The following is a 26,464-nucleotide window of genomic DNA, read 5'->3' as shown; positions in this document are numbered from 1 at the left end:
TCACCCCAAACGTCGGCGCGATCCCGCGTTGTGGTCAACAATCCTGCCCCGCCGGTCCTCCAAGACCGGGGCCGTCAACCGACCCCGGCAGCATCAAGCGCAAACCCCGGCAGCTCGCGAGTGTCCCCCACCGGTGCCCCGGAAATCCACGACGTGCAGCGAGCGGCCCTGGCCGACTGCCGCACCCCGATCCCCACCGCGACCGACGCGGCCTTCACCCACCTGGCCCGAATGCTCCTCAACGGCCACCTCACGGAACGCAACCTCCTGGCCGCCGTGCACACAATTGTCCTCCGCACCGGCTACGCCGACAGCGCCATGAACCTGCCGCTGGCCCAAATCTGGCTACTGGAGGAAGAGTGGGGCCAGAGTTTGATGGCGTCGGCTCCGCCGCCGCGTGCGGGATCGCCGTTAAGCCGACGTTTGGGGTGAGCGGCGCGAGGGGCCTTCGGCCTGTCACGCCGCTCACCCCAAACGTCGGCGCGATCCCGCGTTGTGGTCAACAATTCTGCCGCGCCGGTCCTCCAAGACCACGCATCGTCAACAAAGCCGCATCATCAAGCGCAAAAGTCCGGCAGTTCTCGCGGGTCCCCCACCGGCGCCCACCGGCCGTCGGCCTTGGTGTATTCCCACCGGGCTCCCCGGGCCACGATCTGCCGCAGGGCCAGCAGCAGCCGGTCCACGTGTTCCTCGGTGCTGCCCAGCCCGAGGCTCACCCGAACCGCCTGCTGGCCTTCGCTTCCGGCCTCTCGGATCAACCGCCGGGCGGCCACGTGGGCACAGAACGCGCCGTCGCGGACCCCGATTCCGTACTCGGCCGACAGCACCGCCGCCAGCCAGCCCGGTTCGAACCCGTCGACCACGAAGCTCACCGTGCCGACCCGGTCCACCGGCGCGTCGAAGAACCGCAGCTCAGCGCACCCGGGCAGGCTAGCGAGCCCCTTGCGCAGCCGCTCCAGCAACGCGGCCTCGTGCGAACCCACGGCGTCCCAGTGAGCCGCCAACTGCTCGCAGGCCACCCCGAGCACATACACGCCAACGGTGTTCGGCGACCCTGCCTCGTGCCGCTCTTCGCCGCTGTTCCACACCACGGCTTCCTCGGTCACCAGCTTCGTGGCGCCACCGCCGGCCAGATACGGCTCGGCGGCGCGCAACCAGTCGCTGCGACCGATCAGCGCCCCGGCGCCAAACGGCGCGTACAGCTTGTGCCCGGACAGCGCGACGTAGTCAACGTCCAGCTCCCGCAACGAAATCCGCCGATGCGGAGCGAGCTGAGCAGCGTCGAGCGCCACCCGGGCGCCGTGTTTCCGGGCCACCGCAGCGATCTCCGCCACCGGCAGCAGCTCGCCAGTCACATTGGACGCCCCGGCAACGACCACCAACCGGGGCCCCTGCGGGCATTCGGCAAGCGCTTCGTCCACAACGGACACCGCGGCGAGCCGAGTCCGCGGCAACTGCACGCGCCGCACGTTCGGCCCGCGCCACGGCAACAGCGCGGCATGGTGCTCGCTGTCGAACACAACAACAGAAGTCTTGCGCGGCAACGCCTTCGCGAGCAGATTGAACGCGTCAGTCGTGTTGCGGGTGAAGATCACCGAGTCGCCGTTACGAGCGTCCACGAAGCGACGCAGCACATCCCGGGTTCGCTCGTACAAGCGCGTCGAGACCTGAGAAGCGAAGCCCGCACCGCGATGCACGCTGGCGTACCATGGAAGAAACTCGTCGACCGCCGAACGCACGGCGTCCAGACAGGGCGCGCTCGCCGCGTGGTCGAGGTTGGCGTAGCCGATGTCGCCGCCCGTCACCAGCGGCACCCGCAGCGTCGCACCAGCGACAGCGGGAACGGCGGGACCAGCAGAAACAGCGGCGCCAGTGTCCGTGGACCGGTCGAGTGCGAGAGTCATGACGGTGCCTCCTCGGCGTTCCGGGGGACCCCCGGCGAGGGGCCCGCGCTTGCCCGTCGCACTGCGCGACCGGCCTGGTCCTCACCCGGGGCACCCCACCGCGGTAGGAGGGTTGCCGGCCAGCAAGCCGGGGCTTCGCGCTGGCACTCATGACCTGGAGCCGACGATAGCGGAAACCCGGCGGCCGAAACCAGCCCCGTCTCGTGATCTGAGACGGCAGTCACAAGAATTGTCCACAAAGGACGGAACGGGTCAGGCTCCGGATTCGCCGTGCCAGCGCGCCAGACGGCCGGCCCGGTCGACGGCTCGGATGCGCCGTTCGGTCGCGTCGCGGTCGGTGGCGGTCGTGACCACCAGAAGCTGGTCCTCGACCTGCAAGCGGCTGGTTTTCTGCGGCGTGAAGCCCGTCCCGCCGCGGACCACGAGGCTGACCGTCGCCCCGGCGGGCAGGCGCAGTTCCGAGAGGTACACGCCGTGCAGCTTCGACCCCTCCTGGATGCGCACCTGCAGCAGTTCCGCGCCGAGTTCGTCGAGCGGCGCGGAGTCGACCTCGATCTCGTGCGCCTGCGCCGCCTTCGTCAGCCCGAGGATCCGCGCGAGCGGGCTGAGCGTCGCCCCCTGCAGCACGGTGAGCACGATGACGAGCACGAAAACGGCGTCCACGAGCCGCTGCGCACCGGGCACGCCTTCGGACAGCGGGATCATCGCGAGCACGATCGGCACCGCACCGCGCAACCCGGCCCAGGACAGGAACGTCTGCTCTCGCCAGGGCAACCGGAACGGCAGCAGCGACAGGACCACCGAGAGCGGACGGGCGAGCAGCAGCACCACCGCGCCCGCGACCAGACCCGGGATGAGCGCTTCGAGCAACCGGGTCGGCGACGCGAAGAGGCCGAGCAGCACGAACAGCCCGATCTGCGCGAGCCAGCCGAGCCCTTCGGCGAACGACAGGGTGTCCGACCGGTGCGGCAGCTGGGAGTTCCCCAGCACCAGACCGGCAACATAGGTGGCCAGCAGACCGGAAGCGTGCGCCAGCTGTCCCGAGGAGTACGCGAGAACGCACACCGCGACCGTGGCGAGCGGGTACAGACCGGTCGCCGGGAGCGCGGCCCGGCGCAGCGCCTGTGCGCCCAGCCAGCCGAACGCGAGGCCGAGCGCGAGACCGGTCAGCAGTTCGTAGACCACCAGCAGCGGCAGCGACCAGTCGACCGCCTCGCCGGACGCGAGCACGACGACCGCGATGTAGGCGGGCGCGTCGTTGATGCCGGATTCCAGTTCCAGCGCGCCGACGAGCCGTTTGCCGACCCCGGCCGTGCGCAGGACGGAGAACACCGCCGCGGCGTCGGTGGACGCCAGGACCGCGCCCCACAGCAGCGCGAGCCGCCAGTCGAGGCCGAGCAGCCAGTGCAGGGCCGCGCCGGTGACCGCGATGCTGATCACCACGGCCACTGTGGACAGCAGGATTCCGGGCCCCAGCGAGGGTTTCACCGCGGACCAGCGCGTGGTGAGCCCGCCCTCGGTGAGGATCAGGACGAGCGCGGCGAGCCCGAGGGCCTGGGTGAGCGCCGGATTGTCGAAGCGGATGCCGAACCCGGCTTCGCCGAGCACGACGCCGATCCCGAGATACAGCAGCAGCGACGGGAATCCGAGCCGGATGGACACCCGCACCGCGACGACCGAGACGACCAGAACCAGCGCTCCGACGCCCAGCAGCACGGGAAGCTCGTCCACCTTCCGCCTCCCTCCCGGTCGCCCGCAGGCGTCCAGAATAGTGAGGCAGTGCCCGGTTCCCCTGCGCGCACCACCGGTCCGGGGGACCACGCAGGTGTGTTACGACGCCTTCGCGGCACTCACCGTCGCGAGATCGACACCCAACGCCGCGAACGGACCCCTCGCGCCCGGCAGCACCCGGACCGCGCGGTGCTCGTCCCGGGTCAGCCATCCCGCTTCGAGCGCCCGCTCCAGCACCGCCGCCGGGACCGCGCCGGCCAGGTGCTCGCGCCGCTCTGTCCAATCCAGACAGTCGCGGAGCAACGGCCGCCGCGGCCGATCCGGCACCGCGACGCCGAGATCGGCCAGCACGTCGCGTCCGGTGCCGGTGAGCGCGAGCCCGTCGGACACGTCGATCAGCCCGCGGTCGGCCATTCCGTCCCGCAGGGCGACCCCGAGCGTCCCGGCCAGATGGTCGTAGCAACTGCGCGCGAACGACAATCGCCGCGCCCGCAACGAAGTCCGCAGCCCGGACGGCGTTTTCAGCTCGGCATGCTGCGCCAGATGCTCGATCAGCTCCGCGACCCGCGGATTCGCGAGCCGCACGTAAGCGTGCCGTCCCTGCTTCACCCGGGCGACGAACCCGGCCTCGGCCAGTCGCGTCACGTGCTCGCTGGCCGTCGACACCGCGATCCGCGCCGCGGCGGCCAGTTCGCCGACGGTCCAGGCGCGCCCGTCGAGCAGGGCGAGGCACATGGTCGCGCGGCTCGGATCGGCGAGCACCGCGGCGACTTCGGCCAGTGCGACGGTTTCCATGACCCCACGGTAGAGCGGGGACGCTTCGGCGGCGGCCGAAACGAGACGCTACAGCGCGTCGAGGAACTTCGCGCCCAGCGAGACGGCCGGTTTGGAGTCGTTGGCCCCCTCCAGGAACACCGCGAACGCCAGGTCGCCTCGGTAGCCGACGAACCAGCCGTGCGCCTCCGCGCCGTCGCCGAACTGCGCGGTGCCGGTTTTGCCGAACACCGAGCCCGAGTGCGACAGCCCGGTCGCCGTGCCGCCGGTCACGACCTCGCGCATCATCCCGCGCAACGCCGACAGCACCGAGGCCGACGGCGGCTGGTAGCCGGTGTTGACCTTGGTGCCGTCCGCCCACAGCCGCGGCACGACCGCGCGCCCGGACGCCGCGGTCGCCGCCATCACCGCCGCTCCCATCGGGCTGACCTGCACCTTTCCCTGGCCGATGCCGTCCTCGACCTGCTCGTCCGCGCTGGCCGCCGGGTCGACGCGGCCCATCTCGGTGGACAGGCCCTCGATCGAGAAATCGGCGTTGAGGCCGAACTGGGTGGCCGCCTTCGCCAGCCCGTCGGCGGGCAGCTGCGACGCGAGCCGGCCGAACGTGGTGTTGCAGGACTTCGCGAACGCCTGGTGCACGGTGGTCGTGCCGAGGTCGAATCCTTCGTTGGAGAGCGTGCGGGTGCCGATCCGGTCGGTCAGCGGGCACGGCACCGAGGAATCCGGCGTGACCAGCCCGGCTTCCAGCGCCGCGGTCGCGGTGACGATCTTGAACGTCGACCCCGGCGCGTACTGGCCGCTGAACGCCGACGAAGCATTGGTCACACTGCTGTTCTGCGCCACCGCGAGCAAGTCGCCGGAAGACGGCTGGATCGCGACGAGGACGGCCTTGCCGCGGTACCCGTCGACGGCGGCCTGGGCGGCGTTCTGGGTCGCGACGCTGAGCCCGGTGGCGGCCGGTTTGTGGTCGCTTTCGGCCTTGCCGAACAGCGTCTCGAGGTTCTTGCCCGAACTGTCCACGCGCTCGACCGCGAACGCCTCGGACGCCTGCCCGTGCCCGGTGAGCGCCGAACGGAGCAGCGGGAACGCCTTGTCGTCAGCCGGCTTCAGCCCGCCGCCGGCCGAGACCACCAGCGGTTTGCCGTCGCGGTCGACCACCGCCGGAACGTCCGAGGACGCGATCGCCAGCCGCTGCCCCGCTTCGAGCTTGGGGTGCAGCACCGTCGGCGCCCAGTGGACCCGCCACGTGCCCTGCGCCCGGACGAGGCCGAGAGTGCCGGAGTACGTCCAGGTGCGGCCGGGGCCGAGGTTCCACGTGACGGTGTAGGCCGCCGTGGCCTTGTCGCCCTGCGCCGGGCCGACCTCGCCGAGCTTGGCGGTCAGCTCCGTGGGCCGGAGCGCCGCCCACGTGTTCAGCAGCGCGGAAGAGGCCTCCGCCGGTGCGTCGGTGGCCTTGCTGGCGGCGTCGGCGTCCTTGGCCCCGAAGGCGAGCAGGTATTCGCGGGCCGCCGACAACGGGTAGTTCGAGTCCTCGGCGGTCGACGCTGTGTCCGAATCCGGCGAGGCCGCCGTCGATCCCCCTCCGCTCAGCAGCACGACCGCCGCCGCCACGATCGCGACCACGGCCAGTGCGGCCCCGATCAGCACGCCCTTCTTGCCGGCAGGACTCACCGTCGCATCCCCCTCGCCCACGCGGTCCGCCCGCGTCCCTGGCTCAGCTTGCCCATCGCTGCGCGGGACCGGGCGTTACCTCGGGGAACGCGACAGATTCGTGATCAACGCCGTGCCGTATAGGCCGTTATACATCCTGTTCGGCCGAACGACGCGCGCGTTGCCACCAGATCCCGGCCACGACCAGCACCGCGACGAGCACGCCCGAGCTGATCAGCTGAGTCCTCGCGCTGGCGTCGCCCGCCATCACCGCCAGGATCGCTACCATCGCGGCGAGCGTCGCCCAGGTCAGATACGGGAAGCCCCACATGCGCACGGTGAGGCTGTCCGGCGCGGTGCGCTCCAGCTGCCGACGCACCCGCAGCTGAGTGCAGGCGACCAGGATCCACACGATCAGCAGCACCGAGCCGACCGCGTTGAGCAGGTACTGGAAGACGGTGTCCGGCCACAGCGCGTTGAGCGCCACGGCGACGAATCCGAAGAGCACCGAAGCCGCGACAGCGAAAACCGGCACGCCGTTCCGGTCCACTTTGGTCAGTGCGCGAGGGGCGTGGCCGCGCCGCGCCAGCGAATACACCATCCGGGCCGCGCCGTACATGTTGGTGTTCAAAGTGGACAGCAAGGCGAACAGCACGACCACGTTCATGATCTGCCCGGTCGCCGGGATCCCGATCCGATCGAGCACCGCGGCGAACGGGCTCTGTCCGGTGTGGACACTCGACCACGGCAGCAGCGAGACGATGACCAGCATGGAACCGATGTAGAACACCGAAATCCGCACGACCGCGTTGCGGACCGCCTTGCCGACGGCGTGCGCGGGATCGTCGGATTCCGCGGCCGCGATGGTCACCACTTCCAGGCCGCCGAAGGTGAAGACCACCGCGAGCAAGCCGGTGCCGACGCCTTGCCATCCATGCGGCAGAAGTCCGCCGTGGCCGAGGAGATTGGCCGTGCCGACGAAGGACGTGCCCGGGAGCACGCCGAGGAACGCGAGCACGCCGAGCACCAGGAAGGCCACGACCGCGACGACCTTGACCAGCGCCAGCCAGAACTCGAGTTCGCCGAAGCGGGACACCGCCGTGAAGTTGACCGCGGTCAGCACGGCCATGAAGAGCAAGACCAGCGCCCACTGCGGAATGCCGGGCAGCCAGCCGTTGACGATGATGGCGGCCGCGGTGGCCTCGACGGCGAGCACGACGACCAGCGCCGCCCAGTACAGCCAGCCGATCGCGAACCCGGCCCACGGCCCGAAAGCGCGCTCGGCGTGCACGGAAAAGGACCCGCTGGACGGGATCGCGGCGGCCATCTCCGCCATCATGCGCATGACCAGCATCGCGAGCGCCCCCGCGAGCACGAAGGACAGCACGATGCCGGGCCCGGCGAGCTTGATCCCGACGCCGGAGCTGACGAACAATCCCGAACCGATCACGCCGCCCATCGCGAGCATGGCGAGGTGCCGCTGGCGCAAGCCGGCGGCGAGCCCCTCGACAGCCGGTTCGGCGGCGGCTTCTGAAGTCATGGGGAAATCCCTAGCAGACGCTTCCCGCGGCGGAGCAGCTCGGTCGGCCGAGCGGCCCACAGACAGGCGGCCGGGTGGAGACGTTCGCCTCCGCGGGCCGAGGATCCGGCGAGTTCGTCAAACGACGCCCGATCAGCCTGGGCGGCCGGTGGTCTCGCTCGGGCGCCCACGGAATTATGCGGAAACAGTCTTGTTCCGGGCACCCACGCCCGGAGCAAGACCGCCGCACCTCACGCCTTCGCGACCGCCACGCGCACCTTCACGCCCTCGCCGACCGTGCCGTCGAAGCCCTCGGCCACCTCGCCGTAGGACACCGACGTCGCGAGCGTTTCGGACGCCACGAACTCCTCGTGCTTGCGCGCCGCGGCCGTCACCTCGCCGGTGGCGTCCACGGTCAGCGAGATCCGGTCGCCGACGTCGAGACCGGCCTCGCGGCGGGCCTGCTGCACGACGCGGACCAGGTCGCGGGCCAGGCCCTCGGCCGCCAGGTCCTCGGTGACCTCGGTGTCCAGCACGACCAGGCCGGCCCCGCCGGGCAGTTCGGCCGCCGCGCCGCCGCCGGAGGCGACCAGGCGCCGGTCGTACTCGCCCTCGACGAGTTCGACGCCCGCCGCCACGACCGCGCCGGACGCGTTCGTCGTCCAGTCGCCCGCCTTGACCGCCTTGATCACCTGCTGCACGGCCTTGCCCAGCCGCGGCCCGGCCGCCCGCGCGTTCACCGCGACCTCGAACGTGCCGTGCGCGGCGACGTCAGCGGTCAGCTCCACCGACTTCACGTTGACCTCGTCCCGCAGGATCTCGGTGAACCCGCGCAGCGCTTCGACGTCCTCGGCCGCGACCACGAGCTTCGCCAGCGGCAGCCGCACCCGCAGCTTGTTCGCCTTGCGCAGCGCCAGCGCCGACGACGCCACCTGCCGCACCTTGTCCATCGCGGTCACCAGCGCCGCGTCGGCGGGCAGGTCGAGCGCGTTCGGCCAGTCGGTCAGGTGCACCGAACGGCCGCCGGTCAGCCCGCGCCACACGGTTTCGGTGGTGAGCGGCAGCAGCGGCGCGACGACCCGGCAGGTCACCTCGAGCACCGTGTGCAGCGTGTCGATCGCGTCCTGCTCGCCCGCCCAGAAGCGGTCGCGCGACCGGCGGACGTACCAGTTCGTGAGGACCTCGAGGAAGTCCCGCACGGTCTGGCACGCGTCCGCGATGTCGTAGCTGTCCATCGCGGACTCGACGTCGGTGACGAGTTCGTGCGTCTTCGCCAGCACGTACCGGTCGAGCAGATGCGGGGAATCCGTGCGCCACTGCCCCTGCTTGCCTTCGGCATTCGCGTACAGGGCAAGGAAGTAGTACGAGTTCCACAGCGGCAGCACGGCCTGGCGCACCGCGTCGCGGATCCCCCGGTCGGTCACGATCAGGTTGCCGCCGCGCAGGATCGGGCTCGCCATGAGGTACCACCGCATGGCGTCCGACCCGTCGCGGTCGAAGACCTCGTTGACGTCCGGGTAGTTCCGCAGCGACTTCGACATCTTCTGGCCGTCGGAGCCGAGCACGATGCCGTGCGACACGCAGGTGCGGAACGCCGGCCGGTCGAACAGCGCGGTCGCGAGCACGTGCAGCAGGTAGAACCAGCCGCGGGTCTGCCCGATGTACTCGACGATGAAGTCGCTCGGGTAGTGGTGCTCGAACCATTCGCGGTTCTCGAACGGGTAGTGCACCTGGGCGTACGGCATCGACCCGGAGTCGAACCACACGTCGAGCACGTCCGGCACGCGGCGCATGGTCGACTTGCCGGTCGGGTCGTCCGGGTTCGGCCGGGTCAGCTCGTCGATGTAGGGCCGGTGCAGGTTGTCCAGCCGCACGCCGAAGTCGGCCTCCAGCTCGTCCAGCGAGCCGTAGACGTCGATCCGGGGGTAGGCCGGGTCGTCCGAGCGCCACACCGGGATCGGCGTGCCGAAGTACCGGTTGCGGGAGATCGACCAGTCGATGGCGTTCTCCAGCCACTTGCCGAACTGGCCGTCCTTGACGTTCTCCGGGTACCAGGTGATCTGCTGGTTCAGCTCGACCATCCGGTCCTTGAACTGCGTCACCGCGACGAACCACGACGACACCGCGCGGTAGATCAGCGGGTTCCGGCAGCGCCAGCAGTGCGGGTACGAGTGGTCGTAGGTCTCGTGCCGCAGCAGCACCGCGCCCTGGCGTTCCGCGCCGCCGGTGCCGTTCTTGAGGTCCCGCACGATGTTCGGGTTCGCGTCGAACACCTGCTGCCCGGCGTAGTCCGGCACGGTGGCGTCGAACTTGCCGTGGTCGTCCACCGGCGTCACCGGGGAGATCCCGGCCGCGTCGGTGACCACCTTGTCCTCGGCGCCGTAAGCGGGAGCGATGTGCACGATGCCGGTGCCGTCGTCGGTGGTGACGTAGTCGGCGGACAGCACGCGGTGCGCGTTCTCCGTGCCCACGAAGTACGGGAACGGCGGCGCGTAACGGGAGCCGAGCAGCTGCTCGCCGGTGTAGCGGGCGACCACGGTCGGCTCCTCGCCGAGCTCGCGGGCGTACGCGGCGACGCGCGCCTCGGCGAGCAGGAACCGCTTCCCGTCGCTTTCCACCACGACGTACTCGACCTCGGGGTGCACCGCGGTGGCGAGGTTGGACGGCAGCGTCCACGGCGTCGTGGTCCAGATCAGCAGGTACGTGCCGTCGAGCTCGTTGTCGTTGCCCTCCAGGCGGAACCCGACCGTGACGGCCGGGTCCTGCCGGTTGCGGTAGACGTCGGCGTCCATGCCCAGCTCATGGTTGGACAGCGGCGTCGCGTCGCGCCAGCAGTAAGGCAGGACGCGGTAGCCCTCGTAGACGAGTCCCTTGTCCCACAACCGCTTGAACGCCCAGAGCACCGACTCCATGTAGGTGACGTCGAGCGTTTTGTAGTCGTTGTCGAAGTCGACCCAGCGGGCCTGGCGCGTCACGTACTCGCGCCATTCGTCGGTGTAGCGCAGCACGGACTCGCGCGAGGCCTCGTTGAACTTCGCGATGCCCATCTCTTCGATCTCGGTCGTCTCGGTGATCCCGAGCTGCCGCATCGCTTCGAGTTCGGCGGGCAGGCCGTGGGTGTCCCAGCCGAACCGCCGGTCGACGTGCTTGCCCTTCATCGTCTGGTAGCGCGGGACGATGTCCTTGACGTACCCGGTGAGCAGGTGCCCGTAGTGCGGGAGGCCGTTGGCGAAGGGCGGGCCGTCGTAGAAGACGTACTCGTTGTCGCCGTTCGTGCCCTCGGGACGGGCGTCGATGGTCGCCTGGAAGGTCCGGTCGCTCTCCCAGTACGCGAGGACGCTCTCCTCCAGCGCGGGGAACGACGGCTGGGACGGGACCGTGGTCTCTCCGCCCGGCGAAGCCTGGGGGTACATCCGGGTGCTCCTTGCGTTCGTCGCTCTCGTACGGGCGACCGGCGGCCGCCCACACGGGGACGAGACGCTCGCGCGTCACGCGGTACCACCCCGCTTGCCCGGCGCACTGCTCCCGGGCCACTCGTTGCACGGCTGTCACGGGCCGCACCCGTCCGGTTCTACTAGGGGCGGCGAACGCCCGGTTCTTCCGGAGGCTCCCCGGTGATGGCCGGATCGACGCCTTGCTGACATCAGATTAACTCGTCGCCGCAACTCGCTTTCTCCCTGCCCCGGCTGTGCACCGTCGCCGCCGCGAGCGCCGCGGCCGCCAGCCACAGCCCGGCCGAGACGAAGCCGAGCAGGTGCAGGCCGTGCACGAACGACGCGTGCGCCGCCGGTTCTCCCGCCACTGCACCGAAAACCGCCACGCCGAGTGCTCCGCCCGCCTGCCGTGCCGCGTTGTTGATCCCGCCCGCGATGCCCGCGCGCTCCCCCGGCGCGTCGGACACGGCCGCGGTCACCACAGCCGCGGTCAGCAGGCCCATCCCGACGCTGAGCACGAGCAGCGTCGGCAGCAGCGTGCCGTATCCGCTGCCGGGTCCGATCCGCAGCAGGTTCAGCATCGCCGCCGCGCCGAGCACGAGCCCGGCCAGGATCTGCGGACGCGGGCCGAACTTCGCGGTCAGCCGTCCGGTGACCGGGCCGAGCAGCACCAGCGGGACGAACATCGGCAGCAGCGCGACACCGGCCGTGATCGGGCCCGCTTTGAGCACGTCCTGCAGGTAAAGGGTGAACACCAGCACCGAACCGAGGCCGACGAAGTTCATCGCCGCGGACACCAGGTTCGCGCCCGCCGTCTGCCGGGGCCGCAGCAGCGACAGCGGCAGCATCGGTTCGGCAGAGCGCTGTTCCACCGCCACGAACGCTACTGCCGCCGCTACCGCGAGCACCCCGACCCATGGCGTCTTCGCGATCACCGCGTACACGCCGGACCCGAGCGCCAACGCGGCGGTCGCCGCCCCGGGAATGTCCACGCGGCCCGGTTTCCGGACGTCCGGCGGCACCAGCCGGCGAGTCGCGACGGCCGCCGCCGCGACGATCGGGACGTTCAGCCAGAACACCGGCCGCCACCCGGCGGCCTGCACGAGAATCCCGCCCAGCAGGGGCCCGGCGGGCAGCGCGAGCGCCGAAATCCCCGCCCAGACCCCGAGTGCCCGGGCGCGTTCCGTCCGGCCGGGGAACGTCCCGGTGATGACCGCCATCGTGCCCGGCAGCAACAACGCCGCGCCGACGCCCTGCACCGCGCGGCCCGCGACGAGCCAGCCCGCCGACTGGGCCAGCCCGCACGCGGCGGACGCGGCCCCGAACACGGCGAGCCCGGTCAGCACCACGCCGCGGTGCCCGAGGACGTCGCCGAGCGCTCCCCCGGTCAGCAGCAACGCGGCGAGCACGACCGAATAGCCGACCACCACCCACTGCAACTGCGGGACGTCCGCGCGCAGTTCGCTGCCGAGGGTCGGGAGGGCGACGTTGACGACGGTGACGTCGAGCTGCACCAGGAACATCCCGGCGCACATGGTGAACAAGATCGCGGTGCGCATGCGCCCAGCAGACACCGGGAACGCTTCCGTCGCGGTGGAAGTGTGGCGGGGGCATGCTGGAGGCATGGAAGGAGACGCCGACATCGCGCGCACCGCCGCCCTGTTCGCCGATCCGGCGCGGGTCCGCGTGCTGATGGCCCTCGCGGACGGACGGTCGCTGGCCGCGTCCGTGCTGGCCGGCGAAGCGGGTCTGACCGCGCAGGGCGTCAGCGCGCACCTGTCGAAACTGCTGGCCGCGGGGCTGGTGACCGCGGAAAAGTCCGGCCGGCACCGGTTCTACCGCATCGCCGGCGCGGCCCCGGAGTTGCTGGAAGCGCTCGCCCGCCACTCCCCCGCGCGCCCGGTCCGCTCGCTGCGGGAAGGCACGCGCGCGGAAGCCTTGCGCACCGCGAGATTGTGCTACGACCACGTCGCCGGACGGCTCGGCGTGACCGTCACGGCGGCGTTGCTCGATCGCGGCGCACTGGCCACTGTGGACGGCGATCCGACCACCCAGCGGCGTCCCGGGGACCGGATTTCCTCGCAGCTGCAAGAACATCCGTACGTGCTGGGACCTGCCGCCGACGAGGTGTTCGCCGCGTTAGGCGTGGAGGTCGAGGCAGCCGCGAAGAGCCGTCGTCCGCTGCTGCGCTTCTGTCTGGATTGGACTGAGCAGCGCCATCACCTGGCCGGGGCGCTGGGCGCGGCGGTCACCCGGCGGTTCATGGACGCGGGCTGGCTTCGCTCGCGAGCGAAGGCGCATCGAGCGGTCCAGCTCACCGAAACCGGCGCGGCTGTGCTTGAAGAGGTGCTGGGCGTCAGCGGTGAGCAGCTGCCAGCACCGCGTCCGGACCGCACCGCGCGCACGGCGTGAAGCCGAGCTGCCGCGCCTCGCCGACGCCGATCGGGATCGTGTCGCGGCCGGACAGCCAGCCGCAGTCCACCAGGTGGTAGCGCGGGTACTCGTCGACGACCACGACCTCGTCCTCGAGGTCCTTGACCACCTCGAGGTCTTCCGGCGAGGTCTCCTCCACGCCGGGCGGCGTGTCGCGCACCGCTTTCGCCTCGGACTGCGGCTCGCTTTCCGAGACGGGCTTCTCGACGTCCGGCTCCGGCACGTCCGCCGGATCGCCCAGTTCGCCCGTCGCCGGGAGCAGCGTGGTCTGTTCGGCGTCCGCCTCGGCCGGGGCTGCCTTGTCCTTCTCCTCCGGCTCGGGCTTCTCCTCGTCGGAGTCCGCCTCGGCGCCGGTGTCCGCGTCGCGGTCCGCGCTCTTGCGCCGGCGCAGCCAGTCGACGAGCAGAAGAAGCCCGGCGAGCACGGACAGGCCGATCGAAACCCAGGCCCACAGCGAGCTGCCCGTGATGAGCGCCGTGACGAGCAGCCCGAGAGCCGCCAGCACCAGAACGAGGACGATGTAGAGCACGCTGAATTACAACACGGGCCGTCCGGTTTCCCGACGCGACCCGCCCACGCGGCGTACCCCGCCGGTTCCCCACCGTGGCGGCACCGAATCCGGACACGCCGAAACCCCGCCGGGTCGGAAGGCATCCGGCGGGGTGTGCGTACGGCGGTGGGTCAGCCGGCCTCGGCGCGCGGGCCGAACGAGTAGCCCTGGCCGCTGCTTCCGGTCGAGGACTGGCTCGAACCGGAGGACGCCGACGCCGGGGCCGCGGAGCCTCGGTCGTCGAGCTCGCGCAGCTGGGACTCGAGGAAGCCGCGCAGCCGGGTGCGGTATTCGCGCTCGATCGTGCGGAGTTCTTCGATCTTCTTGCCCAGAGCGCCCTTCTCGGCGTTCAGGTTGTTCATCGTCTCGGTGTACTTGCGCTGCGACTCGCGTTCCATGGTGGTCGCCTTGTCGCGCGCCTGGCGCTCCAGCGTCTCGGCGCGCGTGCGCGCGTCGTTCAGCATCGTCTCGGCGCGGGTGCGCGCCTCGTTCACCATCGAGTCGGACTTCGCCCGGGCGTCGGACAGCAGCTGCTCGGACTTGGTCCGCGCCTCCGCCAGCATCCCGTCGGACTCGGTCTTGGCCTCGGCGGTGAGCCGGTCGGCCATTTCCTGCGCCAGGCCGAGGACCTTGGCGGCCTGGACGTTCGGCTCGCCGCTGTCGGGGACCATCGAGTGCGCCTGGGTCTGCTCCATCGCCGACGCGGGCGGCGGAACCGGGGCGAGCCGCCGCGACGGCTCGGGGTCGCGGCCCGGCGGCGGGCCGGCGACCTTCGCGTTCTCGAGCTCGGAGCGGGTCGACTCGAGCTCGTTGTCGAGCTGCTCCACCTGCTGCCGCAGCTCGTTGTTGTCCTCGATCAACCGGGCAAGCTCGGTCTCCACCAGGTCGAGGAACGCGTCCACCTCGTCCTCGTTGTAGCCCCTCTTGCCGATGGGCGGCTTGCTGAACGCGACGTTATGCACGTCAGCGGGGGTCAACGACATCAGATCACCTCACGCACTCCATGGCCTGCAGGACACACCCGGGTTTTCCCCGATCACCTGGGTGTCAGTTGCATCGCGAAGAACACAACCAACAGCAGCACCATAATCGACAAGTCCAGTCCTACGCCGCCGATGCGGACCATCGGAATGATCCTGCGGAACAACCGCACCGGCGGGTCGGTCACTGTGTAGATGGTCTCGAGCGTCACCGCAACCCCTCCGGCGGGACGCCATTCCCGTGCGAAAGTCCGCACGAGCTCGACCACGATCCGGGCCGTGAGCAGCAGCCAGAAGGCAAACAGCACGTACCAGATCGCAAGCCACACAGCATTCACGGCGACCACTCTAGCGGGGGACGGCCGGATTGGGCGCTACCAGCCGCCCCGAGGGCGGCATAGTCGACAAAATCACGTCTGGCTGCGCCCAGCGGTCCGGTCGTGTTCACCCGCGCAGGAACAATCCGCCCTCGGCGATCCGCCGGCGGTCCTCGGCGGTCACGTCCACGTCGGGCGGTGAGAGAAGGAACACCTTGTTGGTGACCTTGTCCATCGAGCCCCGCACGGCGAACGCCAGACCCGCCGCGAAGTCGACGATCCGCTTGGCGTCCGCGTTGTCCATCTCGGTGAGGTTGATGATCACCGGGATGCCCTCGCGGTAGTGCTCGCCGATCGCCCGCGCCTCGATGTAGCTCGTCGGGTGCAGCGTGGTGATCCGGCTGAGCGGGTCCCGCGCCGGCGCGGGGGCCGGTTCGGCGACCGGGCGCAGCCGGGCGACCGGCTCCGGCTGGCGGTCCACGGCGAGCGCGCCGTGGGTGGCCGGCTCGGCCGCCATCGCCCGCGACCGGACGCGCGCGGCGGGCTCGTCGTAGCTCTCTTCGACGTCGCGGTAGCGGGCCCGGGACCGGGCAGGCGGCTGGTCGTAGCCGTCGTCGTACTCGTCGTAACCGTCGTCGTAGCCGTCTTCGTCCGCGGGCACCATCCCGAAGTAGGCCTTCAGCTTCTGCAGCGCGCTCATGCCTCTCCCTAGCCCTTGCCGCTCCCGCACCGTTGTGCCCCGCCCGGCCGGACACGAAACGTGACCACCGGGCGGACTCCCTACGGCGAGGCTAAACCGCGCCCGCCGAGCAACGCGGTTCCGACACGCACACACGTCGAGCCGTGCCGGATCGCCTGGTCCAGATCATGACTCATTCCGGCGGACACGTCAGCCGCTTCGGGATGCCGGGCGCGGACTCTTTCCGCAGCGTGGGCCAGCCGGGCGAAAGCTGTGCCCGGGTCCTCCCCCAACGGGGCCACGGCCATCACGCCGCGCAGTCGCAGCTCCCCCGTGTGGGCGATGCGGTCGGCGAGGGCGTCGACCTCCTCGAGCGGGGTCCCGCCGCGGGCGACGTCGCCGTCGAGGCTCACCTGGACCAGAACGTCGAGCGGTCCGGTCCGCTCGCCGGCCTCCCGCGCGGTGGCGACCGCGCGGGCGAGCGCGTCGGCGAGCCGCGCCGAGTCGACCGACTGGACCTCGGCCGCCCAGCGCACGACCGAGCGCGCCTTGTTCCGCTGCAGCCGCCCGACCATGTGCCACCGCGGCGCGGCCTCCGGGCGCAGCCGCGCGACCTCGGCCGCCTTCGGACCGGCTTCCTGGTCGCGGTTTTCGGCGAGGTCGAGCAGCCCGAGGTCGGTCAGCAGGGCGGCGTCGGCCGCCGGGAAGGTCTTGGTGACGCCCAGCAACCGCACCTCGTCGCGGGCACGACCGGCGGCCGCGCAGGCGTTCGCGATGCGCTCCTCGAGCGCGGCCAGCGACGCCGCCAGCTCCGCCCGCCGCTTCTCTGCCGGGTCCTCGGTCACGCCTTCTCCTCTTCCAGCCAGGTGATGCCGGCGATCCGGCCGGTGGTGCCGTCGCGGCGGAAGCTGAACAGCGTCTTGTCTTCCGCCGTGCACCGCGGATCCGCGCCGACGCGCCCGACGCCCAGATCGGCCAGCTGCTGCCAGAGCCCGGCGCGCAGGTCCAGACCAGCCGTGCCCTTGCGCGTTTTGCAGGCGCTGCCGGGCAGGTGTTTGTCGACGTCCGCGGCCATCGCGGCGGGGACCTCGTAGCAGTCGCCGCAGATCGCCGGGCCCAGCAACGCCTCGACGCGACCCGGTTCGGCACCGAGTTCGCGCATCGCCTCCAGCGCGGCGGGCACGACGCCGACCCGCGCGCCGACTCGCCCGGCGTGCACCGCGGCGACGACGCCTGCTTCGGGGTCCGCCATGAGCACCGGAACGCAGTCGGCGACGAGCACCACGAGCGCGACGCCCGGCCGGTCGGTCACCAGCGCGTCGGTGGCTTCGGCGGCGGAGGTTTCGGTGCCGTCCACGACCGTCACGGTGCGGCCGTGCACCTGCTCCATCCAGGCCAGCTTGTCCTCGGCGAGGCCGAGCTCGGACGCCAGCCGCTTGCGGTTGGCGTAGACGTCGCCCGCGTCGTCGCCGACGTGGTCGCCGAGGTTGAAACTCTCGTACGGCGGCCGGGAAGCCCCGCCCGCCCTGGTCGTGACCACTCGTCGTACTCGCACCCCGCCATCCTGCCAAAAACGGCGGCGGCTGCCCTGCCCGAGCCTCGTGCGCGGCAATCCCGGTTAGAACCGGCATGAACACTCACGACGAACGGCCGCCCCGAACGTGTCGGGACGGCCGTTGCTCGTAGGTCCGTGCTTACCGCCGCATGAAGGGCGGCACGTCGACGTCGTCGTCGGTCGGGTCGTCGTGCACCGTCGTCGGACGGCTCGGCAGACCGCCCGTCGCCGAATTCGAACCGATCGGCGAATACCCCCGCGAGCCGCCGCCCGGCTGCGGGAGGCCGCCCGGCGGGGTGCCGGCGCCCGGCTGCGCCAGGCCGGAAGGCGGAGTCCGCGGCGGGGCCACCGGGTAGCCGGAGCTGCCCGCCGGAGGCACCGGGGTGGCCCCGGTCTGCTGCGGGGGCTGCGGGGCCGAACCGCCGCCGACCTGGCCCGCCGAGGCGGACGCGGTGCCGTTGCCCTGTTTGCCGCCGAACGCGGGCGGGTCGAGTTTCTTGTGGGTGGGCGCGCCGGCGTCGAATCCGGCCGCGATCACCGTGACGCGGACCTCGTCGCCGAGGGAGTCGTCGATGATCGTCCCGAAGATGATGTTCGCGTCCGGGTGCGCCGATTCCTGCACGAGCGACGCGGCCTCGTTGATCTCGAACAGCCCGAGGTCCGATCCGCCCGCGATGGACAGCAGCGCGCCGTGCGCCCCGTCCATCGACGCTTCCAGCAGCGGCGAGTTGATCGCCTTCTCCGCGGCCTGTATCGCCCGTCCCTCCCCGCGCGCGGAGCCGATGCCCATCAGCGCGGAGCCCGCGCCGGACATGACGCTCTTGACGTCGGCGAAGTCCAGGTTGATCAGGCCGGGGGTGGTGATCAGGTCGGTGATGCCCTGGACACCGGAGAGGAGCACCTCGTCGGCGGAGCGGAACGCGTCCATCAGGGACACGCCGATGTCGCCGAGCTGCAGCAGCCGGTCGTTCGGGATCACGATCAGCGTGTCGCACTCGTTGCGCAGCTGCTGGATCCCGTCCTCGGCCTGCTTGCCGCGGCGTTTGCCCTCGAAGGTGAACGGCCGGGTCACCACGCCGATCGTGAGCGCGCCGAGCTTGCGGGCGATCTGCGCGACGACCGGCGCGCCGCCGGTGCCGGTGCCGCCGCCCTCGCCCGCGGTCACGAACACCATGTCGGCGCCCTTGATGACCTCTTCGATCTCTTCGCGGTGGTCCTCGGCCGCCTTCTGCCCCACCTCGGGGGCGGCGCCGGCGCCGAGGCCGCGGGTCAGTTCCCGGCCGATGTCGAGCTTGACGTCGGCGTCGGACATGAGCAGTGCCTGCGCGTCGGTGTTCACCGCGATGAACTCGACACCCTTGAGGCCGACCTCGATCATCCGGTTCACGGCGTTCACGCCGCCGCCGCCGATGCCGACGACCTTGATCACCGCAAGGTAGTTGTGCGGGGGCGTCATCGGGTCCGCCTTCCTGATCGTGATGTGCACATGCCGCCCGCCGGGGCCGGAAACCCTCAACCTCAACCCGAGAGTGAGAGTTATGTCAACCACCGGCGTCAAGGCAGGACGGTAGGCGCCGCGCAAGCTCTAATCCAGTAGCCACGCCGTGAGCGGCAAAGGTGTTTTGCCACAAGGCGAAGCCGCCCGCAAGGCCGGAACCCGCCGCGAGACCCCGCGCGGGGTCTGCTATGCGGGCATCGGAGTCACCAGAACGACGTCGTTCGACGGCTTCCCCGACGGCGACCCGCCGGCCTGCTCCACGCTGACCGCGAACTGCTCCGCACCAGCCAATCCGTGCGCCACCACCAGCGAACCCGACGGCCCGCCCGGCAGCAGCCCCGCCGGACGCGGAGCCAGGTCCGGGCCCATCAGCCACGCCTCGTAGACCTGCCCGGACCGGACCGGCGGCAGCCCGGACTGCAGGAACATCACGCGGTCCAGCTTCCGCGAAGCGACCACCGTGCCCCCGCCCCCGCGCGGCGACGCGACGTGCTCGGTCCGCACGTCGGGCGCGGTGAGCAGTTCGGCCACCGGCAGGTAGCGGGCGCGTGCGGCGTCCAATTCGGACTGTGCGGTCGTCAGCTGGCTGCTCGTGTGCAGCGCGATCCCGCCGAACACGCCGGCCAGGGCGAGGCCGATTACGGCGGCCGCGGCGGCGATCAGCATCGGCCAGCGCCGGGGGCCGCGCGGGCGCGGTTCCGCGGAATCGGTCCGCGGCGGCAGCTGGCGGGTCGTGCGCATGTCCGCCAGCACGCGGTCCTTGAGACCGGACGGCGGCTGCTCGTCCATCGCCGCGCCGAGCCGGGCCGCGGTCTCGCGCAGTTCGCGCACTTCTTGTGCACACGAGTCGCACTGGTCGAGGTGGCGGCGGAATTGGGCCCGCTCGACCTCCGACAGCGCGTCGAGCGCGTACGCGCCGGCCAACGTGTGCATGTCGGGACTGCTCACGCCATCACCCCCAGGCAGTCGCGCAGCCGGATCAACCCGTCGCGCAGTCTGGTCTTGACGGTCCCTTGCGGCGTCTCCAGCACGTCGGCGACCTCGCGATAGGTATAGCCCTGGTAGTACGCCAGCAGAACGGACTCCCGCTGCAGTTCAGTGAGCGTCTTCAGGCAGCGCCGCACCTGCGAGCGTTCCAGCCGGGTCGCGACGGATTCGGCGACCTCGTCGAACGGCCGCCCGCGTGCCGCCTCGAAGGTCGCTTTCCGTTCGCGTTCGGTGCTCGCTCGCGCGGACCGGACCCGGTCGACCGCGCGGCGGTGCGCCAGCGTCATCGCCCAGTTCAGGACGCTGCCTTTCCCCGGCGAGTAGCGCGTGGCGGTCTTCCACAGCTCCACAAGCACCTCCTGCGCGACCTCTTCGGACTGCGCGGGGTCCCGCACGATGCGGCGGACGAGCCCGTAGACGGGACCGGCGAGCTGATCGTAGAGCCGTTCGAAGGCGCGTTCGTCCCCCTTGGCGACCAACGCCATCAGGTCCTCGGCACTCGTCGGCGGCACCGCCGAGAGCCGGTCGGCCGGGCGTGCACTCTCATCCATGGAGGGCTCCTGCCGTGTTCTGTCCGGTCCGGGCGGCGAGCGGGGCCTTGCGCCGCCACAGCGCGAGCCCGTGGCGGCGGATCAGTGCGGCGACGCGCTGCGGTTGCAGCGGCCTGCCCAGCAGGAAGCGCGCGAGCGTGCGGATCCCGACCGGACGGCGGACTCCTCGCAGCGTAGCGGTCAGGGCGGCGTCACCGTCGTGGTGCAGGACGACGGTCAGCGCGAGCAGCGCGTCCGGCCGCGGCAGGTGCATCCGGTACTCCCCCGCCATCTCCTGGAACGGCGACACGGAGAACTCCTTGTCGGCCCGCAGGTCGTCTCCTGGCCGGAGCAGATAGGCGTGCCGGCCGCCATAGGTGTTGTGCACCTCGGCGACCACGCAGGCGAGCGCGCCGTCTGGCAGGTGGCACCAGTAGACGGTGATCGGATTGAACACGTACCCGAGAACGCGCGCTGACGCGAGCATCGTCACCGGCCCGCCGCGCAAGTCCACTCCGCGGTGCGCGAGCCAAGCGTCCAGTTTGGACCGGATGTCGCCGGGTTCGTCGCGGTTGAAGTGGTCGCGGCCGTCGAAACGCGCGAACGGCCGGAGCCACCACGGCAGGCGCGGCAGATGGTCCAGGTCGGTCCGCCACAGGTACATCCGGTGCGCGAAGGAGTACGGCGGATCGGCCCGACGGACGTGTGCGACGGTGGCGTCGTAGAGCGCGGTCACCACGTCACCCCGAAACTGGCCGCGGCGCGGACCCCCGACGAACAACCGTCCTCGTGGAATCCCCAGCCTTGATAAGCACCGGCGTAGGCGAGGACGCCGTCGTTCAATTCCGCAATGCGTCTCTGCGCGGCAACGGATTCCGGCGTGTAGACCGGATGCTCGTAAGACATTTTCGCGACCACTGCCTTCGAATCGAGGCTGACGCTCGGGTTGAGGGTGACGGCGTACGTCGTCGCTTCGTCGAGGCCCATCAAGCGATTCAGGTCATAAGTGACTTGGACGGCACGCAGCTCCGCCCCACAGCCAGGTGTCCGGTAATTCCACGAGGACCGGGCAGCGGGCACGGTCGGCAGCACCGTGTGATCGGTGTGCAGCCAGGCTTCGTTGCGCGAGTAACGGAAGGAACCGAGCAGTTTTTCTTCCGCCGCAGTGGGATCCGCCAACAGCCGGAGCGCTTGATCCGCATGCGTCGCGACTACGACCCGGTCGACCCGATGCGCGGTGTCGGCGTCATCGCGCACCTCGACGCCGCGCGCGGTCCGCTGCACCGCGCGGACCGGAGTGGAGAGATGCACCGCGGTCAGCTGTTTGGCCGCCCGCTCGACGTACTCCCGCGAACCGCCGACGACTGTCCGCCAAGTCGGCGAATCACGCACCGAGAGCATTCCGTGGTTGCGCAGGAATTCGAACAGATAGCGCGCCGGATACTGCATGGTGTCACTGCGGTCGGCCGACCACACCGTGGACACGAGCGGCAGCACGAAATGGTCCACGAAGTACCGTGAATACCCGCCGATCGCCAGGAACGCGGCGAGCGGAACGTCGCCGGCGTCGGCGCGGGCCAGCAGCCTTCCGGCGTGCCGATGGAACCGCTTCACCTCGGCCAGCATGAGCAGGTAGCGCGTGGACGCCGCGTTGCTCCGTTGCGCGAACAGGCCGCGCAGGCCTTTCGCCCCGGCGTACTGCAGCCCGCAGCCGTCGCAGCGGATGCTCATCGACATCTCGGTCGCGCGGGTGCGGACGCCGAGTTCGCCGAACAGCCGGAGCAGGGTCGGGTAAGTGCGCTCGTTGTGGACGAGGAACCCGGAGTCGACGGCGACCGTCCCGCCGCGCGCGCTCGGCACGTCGTGGGTGTGGGCGTGGCCGCCGAGCCGGTCGTCGGCCTCGAACAGCAGAACCTCGTAGCGGCGCTGCAGCAGGTACACGGCGGTGAGGCCGGCGACCCCGCTGCCGATGACAGCGATGCGTTGTCCCGTGGTGTGGTGCACGGAGAGGATTCGGAGCCGCGGCCGGAACGGATGGGCGCCAATCCGCGCGGCCTTCCGCTCCGAAGCCCAGGTATGCCGATATCCGCAGCTCACCGACTCGCCGACTTCGCCGAACGTCTCCTCGGCGGCGCGCTGCCGGTCGCCGTCCGCACCTGGGACGGGCACCAGGCCGGACCGGCCGGGCCGACCGTCGTCCTGAAAAACCGCCGCGCGCTCCGCTGGCTCCTGTACTCCCCCGGCGAGCTCGGCTTGGCCCGGGCTTACGTCTCGGGCGACCTGGACGTCGAAGGCGATCTCACCGAGGCCTTCCGGCGGGCCTGGGCTTACCGGCCGCAACTGTCCGCACGAGACTTCGGCGAGGCAGTCCGCCTCGCTGCCCGGCTCGGAGTGTTCGGCCTGCCGCTGAAGCCGCCCGCCGAAGAAGCCCGGCTGCGCGGAAAGCCGCATAGCCTCGGCCGGGACCGTTCGGCCATCTCGCACCACTACGACCTGTCGAACGCCTTCTACCAGCTGCTGCTGGACGATTCGATGGCGTACTCCTCGGGCTACTGGTCCGAATCCGCTGGTCTTGCTCGCGCCCAGCACGACAAGCTCGAGCTGATCTGCCGGAAGCTCGGCCTGCGACCGGGTATGCGGCTCCTCGACGTCGGATGCGGCTGGGGTTCCCTGCTCGTGCACGCGGCGAAGCACCACGGCGTCCAGGCCGTCGGCGTCACGATCTCCGCCGAGCAGGTGCAGCACGTCAAAACCCGGCTGGCGCAGCACAATCTGGACGACCGTGTCGAGGTCCGGAGACAGGACTACCGGGAACTCGCCGGAGAGTCCTTCGACGCTGTCGCGTCGGTCGAGATGGGGGAACACGTCGGCGAGGAGAACTACCCGGCCTACGCCGCCACCTTGTACCGGATGCTCAACCCGACCGGACGGCTGCTAGTGCAGCAAATGTCGCGCGGAGCGGTCGCGCCCGGCGGCGGCGCGTTCATCGAGCGCTACATCGCCCCCGACATGACCATGCGTCCGCTCAGCCGCACGCTCGGCCACCTCGAAACCGCCGGCTTCGAAATCCGCGACGTGCACGCGTTGCGCGAGCACTACGTCCCGACCGTGCGAGCCTGGGCAGACACCCTGGAACAACACTGGGACGAGGCTGTCGCGTTGATCGGCGAGGCAGGCGCCCGGGTCTGGCGGCTCTATCTGGCGGGTGGCGCACTCGCCTTCGAGGAGAACCGCATGGGCGTGGACCAGATCCTCGCCGTGCGACCGGACGCGAACGGCCGCTCCGGCTTCCCGTGGACAAGGGAGTGGGCATGATCGCGCTGCTCGGCCTCACCACCGGAGTCACCCTGGCCGCAGTGACGCTGACGTTCGGCATAGCCCGCCTGCGCCGCCGCTACGACACCATCGACACCTTCTGGGGCCTGGGTTTCGCCCTCGTCGCCGCGGTCTCGTTCCCCTTCGGCACCGGCCCGCTCGCCCTGCGCCTGACTACCGCCGCACTCACCGTCGTCTGGGGTGTCCGCCTGGCCGTCCACCTGCACCTGCGCAACCGCGGCAAGCCGGAAGACCCGCGCTACCAACAGATAGTCGACCGCGCCGGCGCGAACCCAGGCGTCCGGATCTTCGTGCGGACGTACCTGATGCAAGCCGTGGTCCTGTGGTTCGTCTCGCTGCCCGTGCAATTCGCGATGTCCGGCACGGGTTTCGGCGTCACCGCCTGGCTAGGCGTCGCGGTCTGGCTGGTCGGCTTCGCCATCGAAACTCTCGGCGACGAGCAACTCCGCCGCTTCCGCGCGAACCCGGCGAACCAAGGCCGAGTCCTCGACACCGGCCTCTGGCGCTACACCCGCCACCCGAACTACTTCGGCGACGCCTGCGTCTGGTGGGGCCTCTACCTGCTGGCCTGCTCGACGTGGCCTGGCGCGGCGACGATCCTGTCCCCCGTCGCGATGACCTTCACCCTCGCCCGCGGCACCGGCAAGCCCATGCTGGAGAAAAGCCTGCGGCGAACCCGCCCCGGCTACGCCGACTACATCGCCCGCACCAGCGGATTCTTCCCACTGCCGCCGAAAAAGCTCACTCCCCGATGAGCCCGCGCAGCAACTCGAGATGCCGCGAGGTCTCCTTCACTAAGTACTCGACCACCGATCCCACCGTCACCAACCGATCGCCCTCAAATCCCACCGGATCGTCGAGAGACCGTTCCGCGATGACCTCACGGCACAGCTCCACGTTGTCCCGATAAGCGCCGCGCACGTCCTCGATCGGCAGGTCGAGACCCACCTCGAACGCAGCGTCCCGCCCCGCCTCCAGCCGCTCGGCCCAGCGCTCCGGCTGCCCGGTGACGACGACGTCGTGCAGGGTGTTCTCCACCAACGCGAGGTGCCACAAAATCCCGGCGGCGGTCATCCTCTCTCCGGGCCAGCGAGCCTGTTCGTCGGTGAGCCCGGAGCATTTCCACGCCACGGTCGCGCGCAGCAGTTCGAGGTCGTCGACCAGCTGCGCGCGCTCGAGGCTCACTCCCCGGTGAGACCGTCGGTCAGCTCGCGCAGCAGGTCAAGATGCCCGAGATGGCGCGCGGTCTCCTCGATCATGTGCGTGAGGACCCAACGCACCGTGAGCGGTTTGTCCCCCTTGAACAGCACCGTGTCGTCGAACCCCCTCGCCGCGACGACCGCCCGGCACTTCTCGGCCTCAGCCTCGTAGTCGGCGATGAGCTGCGTCATCGGCAGCTCCAGCGCGAGCCGGAACTCGGCGTCCCGGTCGATTTCGAGCCGATCCGCCCACTCGTCCGGCTGCCCGTCCAGGACGACGCGGAACCAGTAGTTCTCTACGAGGGTGAGATGGCACAGCAGCCCGGCGATCGTGGTCAGCTCGCTGGGCACGTGCGTCCGGCGGGCTTGCTCGTCGGTGAGCCCGGAGCATTTCCACACGACGCTGGCGCGCAGGAAGTCGAGGAAGCCGGTGAGCTGGGTGCGCTCGTCCCCCGCCATGGGCGGGTCGGGACGTTCAGGAGCATCGGTCACCTCTCGCAGTCTGCCGCATCCGGCCACCCGTTTTCGCGATTTACCTTGCGCACAATGTAATTGCGCACTACTGTCATGAGGGACAGTGTTGCCAACCGTTTCAAGGAGACAGCGATGCCCAGCCGCGACGCGACCACCCACTGGACCGGCGGACTGCAGAAAGGCAAGGGCGAGGTCACCTTCGACTCGTCGAACCTGGGCACCTACGAGGTGTCCTTCCCGACCCGCGCCGGCGATCCGGACGGGCAGACCAGCCCCGAAGAACTCATCGCCGCCGCGCACTCGAGCTGCCTGGCGATGAACCTGTCGGGCGTGCTGGAATCCCAGAAACTGGAAGCCGAATACATCGACGTCTCCGCCGAAGTAACCCTCGGCCCAGCCGAAGGCGGCGGCTTCGAAATCAGCGGCATCGCCATCACCCTGCGCGCGAAATTGGACGGCGTCACCGCCGACCAATTCGCCGAACTGGCGGAAACCGCGGAAAAGACCTGCCCGGTCTCCAAGGCCCTCTCCGGCACCACCATCACCCTGGACGCCGCCCTGGCCTGACCCGGATCAGCGAGGGGAACTTTGAGGGAATCTGAGTCCCTCAAGGTTCCCCTCACGTACGACCGCCGTCCGAGACGGGAACCTTCACCGACTTAGATTCCGCCGAGATTCCTTTCGCGGACCACAATCCCGCCGCACGCACCCCAATGCGCCGTTCAGTGCATCCCGCACACCCAATGCGCCATTGAGTCGCGAAACCGAACCCGCGAACCCCACGCAACCACCCACCCCACCCGCGCACCACTCACCAAACCGCACCCGCGCACCCAACTCACCCAGCACCCACACCACCCCCGCACCCCCCCACCACTCCCACCCCACACCCCCCCCACCCCCCCACCCCCACA

Annotated in this window: 25 protein-coding genes and 1 riboswitch; of the genes, 5 read left to right on the top strand and 20 right to left on the bottom strand. The window is 70.5% G+C overall.

From position 1 onward, the window contains the following. Positions 1-120 precede the first annotated feature (120 nt). Positions 121-432, top strand: coding sequence for a hypothetical protein (locus H5411_RS36685; protein ID WP_183126451.1), 312 nt, complete (start codon positions 121-123; stop codon positions 430-432). Between the two features lie 125 nt (positions 433-557). Here H5411_RS36685 and H5411_RS36680 read toward each other — a convergent pair whose 3' ends face one another. The 7 genes from H5411_RS36680 to H5411_RS36650 form a co-directional block, all read right to left on the bottom strand. Beyond that, positions 558-1,904, bottom strand: coding sequence for an aminotransferase class V-fold PLP-dependent enzyme (locus H5411_RS36680; protein ID WP_183126450.1), 1,347 nt, complete (start codon positions 1,902-1,904; stop codon positions 558-560). 40 nt (positions 1,905-1,944) lie between these two features. After that, positions 1,945-2,059, bottom strand: a riboswitch (SAM riboswitch). Positions 2,060-2,156: 97 nt separating this feature from the next. After that, positions 2,157-3,635, bottom strand: coding sequence for a potassium/proton antiporter (locus H5411_RS36675; protein ID WP_101439122.1), 1,479 nt, complete (start codon positions 3,633-3,635; stop codon positions 2,157-2,159). 99 nt (positions 3,636-3,734) lie between these two features. Then, complete coding sequence (locus tag H5411_RS36670; RefSeq protein ID WP_101439121.1) at positions 3,735-4,430, bottom strand: ArsR/SmtB family transcription factor; 696 nt, start codon at positions 4,428-4,430, stop codon at positions 3,735-3,737. A 48-nt stretch (positions 4,431-4,478) separates the two neighbouring features. Then, positions 4,479-6,080 carry a penicillin-binding transpeptidase domain-containing protein gene (locus H5411_RS36665; protein ID WP_183126449.1) on the bottom strand — a complete coding sequence of 534 codons (1,602 nt, stop codon included), beginning with the start codon at positions 6,078-6,080 and terminating at the stop codon, positions 4,479-4,481. Between the two features lie 127 nt (positions 6,081-6,207). Next, complete coding sequence (locus H5411_RS36660) at positions 6,208-7,599, bottom strand: amino acid permease (protein ID WP_183126448.1); 1,392 nt, start codon at positions 7,597-7,599, stop codon at positions 6,208-6,210. Positions 7,600-7,829: 230 nt separating this feature from the next. Further along, positions 7,830-10,991, bottom strand: coding sequence for an isoleucine--tRNA ligase (ileS, locus tag H5411_RS36655; RefSeq protein ID WP_183126447.1), 3,162 nt, complete (start codon positions 10,989-10,991; stop codon positions 7,830-7,832). A gap of 230 nt (positions 10,992-11,221) precedes the next feature. Next, positions 11,222-12,571, bottom strand: a complete 1,350-nt coding sequence (locus H5411_RS36650) for an MFS transporter (protein ID WP_183126446.1) — start codon at positions 12,569-12,571, stop codon at positions 11,222-11,224. A 64-nt stretch (positions 12,572-12,635) separates the two neighbouring features. Between H5411_RS36650 and H5411_RS36645 the strand changes: the two genes are divergently transcribed. Then, a complete protein-coding gene (locus H5411_RS36645; RefSeq protein ID WP_183126445.1) occupies positions 12,636-13,424 on the top strand; it encodes an ArsR/SmtB family transcription factor in 789 nt (262 codons plus the stop codon). Here H5411_RS36645 and H5411_RS36640 read toward each other — a convergent pair. The 11 genes from H5411_RS36640 to H5411_RS36590 all read right to left on the bottom strand — a co-directional run bounded on the left by H5411_RS36640 (position 13,369) and on the right by H5411_RS36590 (position 22,545). Continuing rightward, on the bottom strand, positions 13,369-13,974 hold the full coding sequence (locus H5411_RS36640; RefSeq protein WP_183126444.1) for a hypothetical protein: 606 nt from the start codon (positions 13,972-13,974) through the stop codon (positions 13,369-13,371). The two genes, H5411_RS36645 and H5411_RS36640, sit on opposite strands and share 56 nt — an antisense overlap. A gap of 152 nt (positions 13,975-14,126) precedes the next feature. After that, positions 14,127-14,978, bottom strand: coding sequence for a DivIVA-like cell division protein Wag31 (wag31, locus tag H5411_RS36635; protein ID WP_101439115.1), 852 nt, complete (start codon positions 14,976-14,978; stop codon positions 14,127-14,129). Between the two features lie 53 nt (positions 14,979-15,031). Further along, entirely contained in the window at positions 15,032-15,304 is a 273-nt protein-coding gene (locus H5411_RS36630) for a YggT family protein (RefSeq protein WP_037367937.1), read from the bottom strand. Between the two features lie 115 nt (positions 15,305-15,419). Next, on the bottom strand, positions 15,420-15,992 hold the full coding sequence (locus tag H5411_RS36625; RefSeq protein WP_101439114.1) for a cell division protein SepF: 573 nt from the start codon (positions 15,990-15,992) through the stop codon (positions 15,420-15,422). A gap of 80 nt (positions 15,993-16,072) precedes the next feature. Next, positions 16,073-16,816: a YggS family pyridoxal phosphate-dependent enzyme gene (locus H5411_RS36620; RefSeq protein ID WP_183126443.1), complete on the bottom strand. Its 744-nt coding sequence runs from the start codon at positions 16,814-16,816 to the stop codon at positions 16,073-16,075. Further along, the gene (gene pgeF, locus H5411_RS36615; RefSeq protein WP_101439112.1) at positions 16,813-17,526 is read right to left on the bottom strand and encodes a peptidoglycan editing factor PgeF; all 714 of its coding nucleotides are present in this window, start codon (positions 17,524-17,526) and stop codon (positions 16,813-16,815) included. Before pgeF ends, H5411_RS36620 begins: the two co-directional genes overlap by 4 nt. Before the next feature lie 139 nt (positions 17,527-17,665). Further along, positions 17,666-18,982 carry a cell division protein FtsZ gene (gene ftsZ, locus H5411_RS36610; protein WP_101439111.1) on the bottom strand — a complete coding sequence of 439 codons (1,317 nt, stop codon included), beginning with the start codon at positions 18,980-18,982 and terminating at the stop codon, positions 17,666-17,668. Between the two features lie 228 nt (positions 18,983-19,210). Next, positions 19,211-19,972: an anti-sigma factor gene (locus H5411_RS36605; RefSeq protein ID WP_101439110.1), complete on the bottom strand. Its 762-nt coding sequence runs from the start codon at positions 19,970-19,972 to the stop codon at positions 19,211-19,213. Then, positions 19,969-20,562, bottom strand: coding sequence for an ECF RNA polymerase sigma factor SigK (gene sigK, locus H5411_RS36600; protein ID WP_101439109.1), 594 nt, complete (start codon positions 20,560-20,562; stop codon positions 19,969-19,971). The genes H5411_RS36605 and sigK overlap by 4 nt, the downstream gene beginning before the upstream one ends. Beyond that, positions 20,555-21,280, bottom strand: coding sequence for a DUF1365 domain-containing protein (locus tag H5411_RS36595; protein ID WP_167442052.1), 726 nt, complete (start codon positions 21,278-21,280; stop codon positions 20,555-20,557). The genes sigK and H5411_RS36595 overlap by 8 nt, the downstream gene beginning before the upstream one ends. Next, on the bottom strand, positions 21,274-22,545 hold the full coding sequence (locus H5411_RS36590) for an NAD(P)/FAD-dependent oxidoreductase (RefSeq protein WP_101441231.1): 1,272 nt from the start codon (positions 22,543-22,545) through the stop codon (positions 21,274-21,276). Before H5411_RS36590 ends, H5411_RS36595 begins: the two co-directional genes overlap by 7 nt. Positions 22,546-22,617: 72 nt before the next feature. Between H5411_RS36590 and H5411_RS36585 the strand changes: the two genes are divergently transcribed. Together H5411_RS36585 and H5411_RS36580 are read left to right on the top strand one after the other, a co-directional pair. After that, on the top strand, positions 22,618-23,856 hold the full coding sequence (locus tag H5411_RS36585) for an SAM-dependent methyltransferase (RefSeq protein ID WP_183126442.1): 1,239 nt from the start codon (positions 22,618-22,620) through the stop codon (positions 23,854-23,856). Further along, positions 23,853-24,632 carry a DUF1295 domain-containing protein gene (locus tag H5411_RS36580; RefSeq protein WP_183126441.1) on the top strand — a complete coding sequence of 260 codons (780 nt, stop codon included), beginning with the start codon at positions 23,853-23,855 and terminating at the stop codon, positions 24,630-24,632. Before H5411_RS36585 ends, H5411_RS36580 begins: the two co-directional genes overlap by 4 nt. Here H5411_RS36580 and H5411_RS36575 read toward each other — a convergent pair. Together H5411_RS36575 and H5411_RS36570 are read right to left on the bottom strand one after the other, a co-directional pair. Beyond that, positions 24,619-25,062 carry a mycothiol transferase gene (locus H5411_RS36575; protein WP_101439105.1) on the bottom strand — a complete coding sequence of 148 codons (444 nt, stop codon included), beginning with the start codon at positions 25,060-25,062 and terminating at the stop codon, positions 24,619-24,621. The genes H5411_RS36580 and H5411_RS36575 overlap by 14 nt on opposite strands. Further along, positions 25,059-25,568: a DinB family protein gene (locus H5411_RS36570; RefSeq protein ID WP_101439104.1), complete on the bottom strand. Its 510-nt coding sequence runs from the start codon at positions 25,566-25,568 to the stop codon at positions 25,059-25,061. Before H5411_RS36570 ends, H5411_RS36575 begins: the two co-directional genes overlap by 4 nt. Before the next feature lie 114 nt (positions 25,569-25,682). On the opposite strand from H5411_RS36570, the gene H5411_RS36565 reads away from it, so the two are divergent. Beyond that, positions 25,683-26,117 carry an OsmC family peroxiredoxin gene (locus H5411_RS36565; RefSeq protein ID WP_101439103.1) on the top strand — a complete coding sequence of 145 codons (435 nt, stop codon included), beginning with the start codon at positions 25,683-25,685 and terminating at the stop codon, positions 26,115-26,117. Positions 26,118-26,464: the final 347 nt, after the last annotated feature.

Source organism: Amycolatopsis echigonensis, from assembly GCF_014174495.1.
Taxonomy (GTDB): domain Bacteria; phylum Actinomycetota; class Actinomycetes; order Mycobacteriales; family Pseudonocardiaceae; genus Amycolatopsis; species Amycolatopsis echigonensis.
This window is presented reverse-complemented; position numbering and strand designations above follow the sequence as displayed.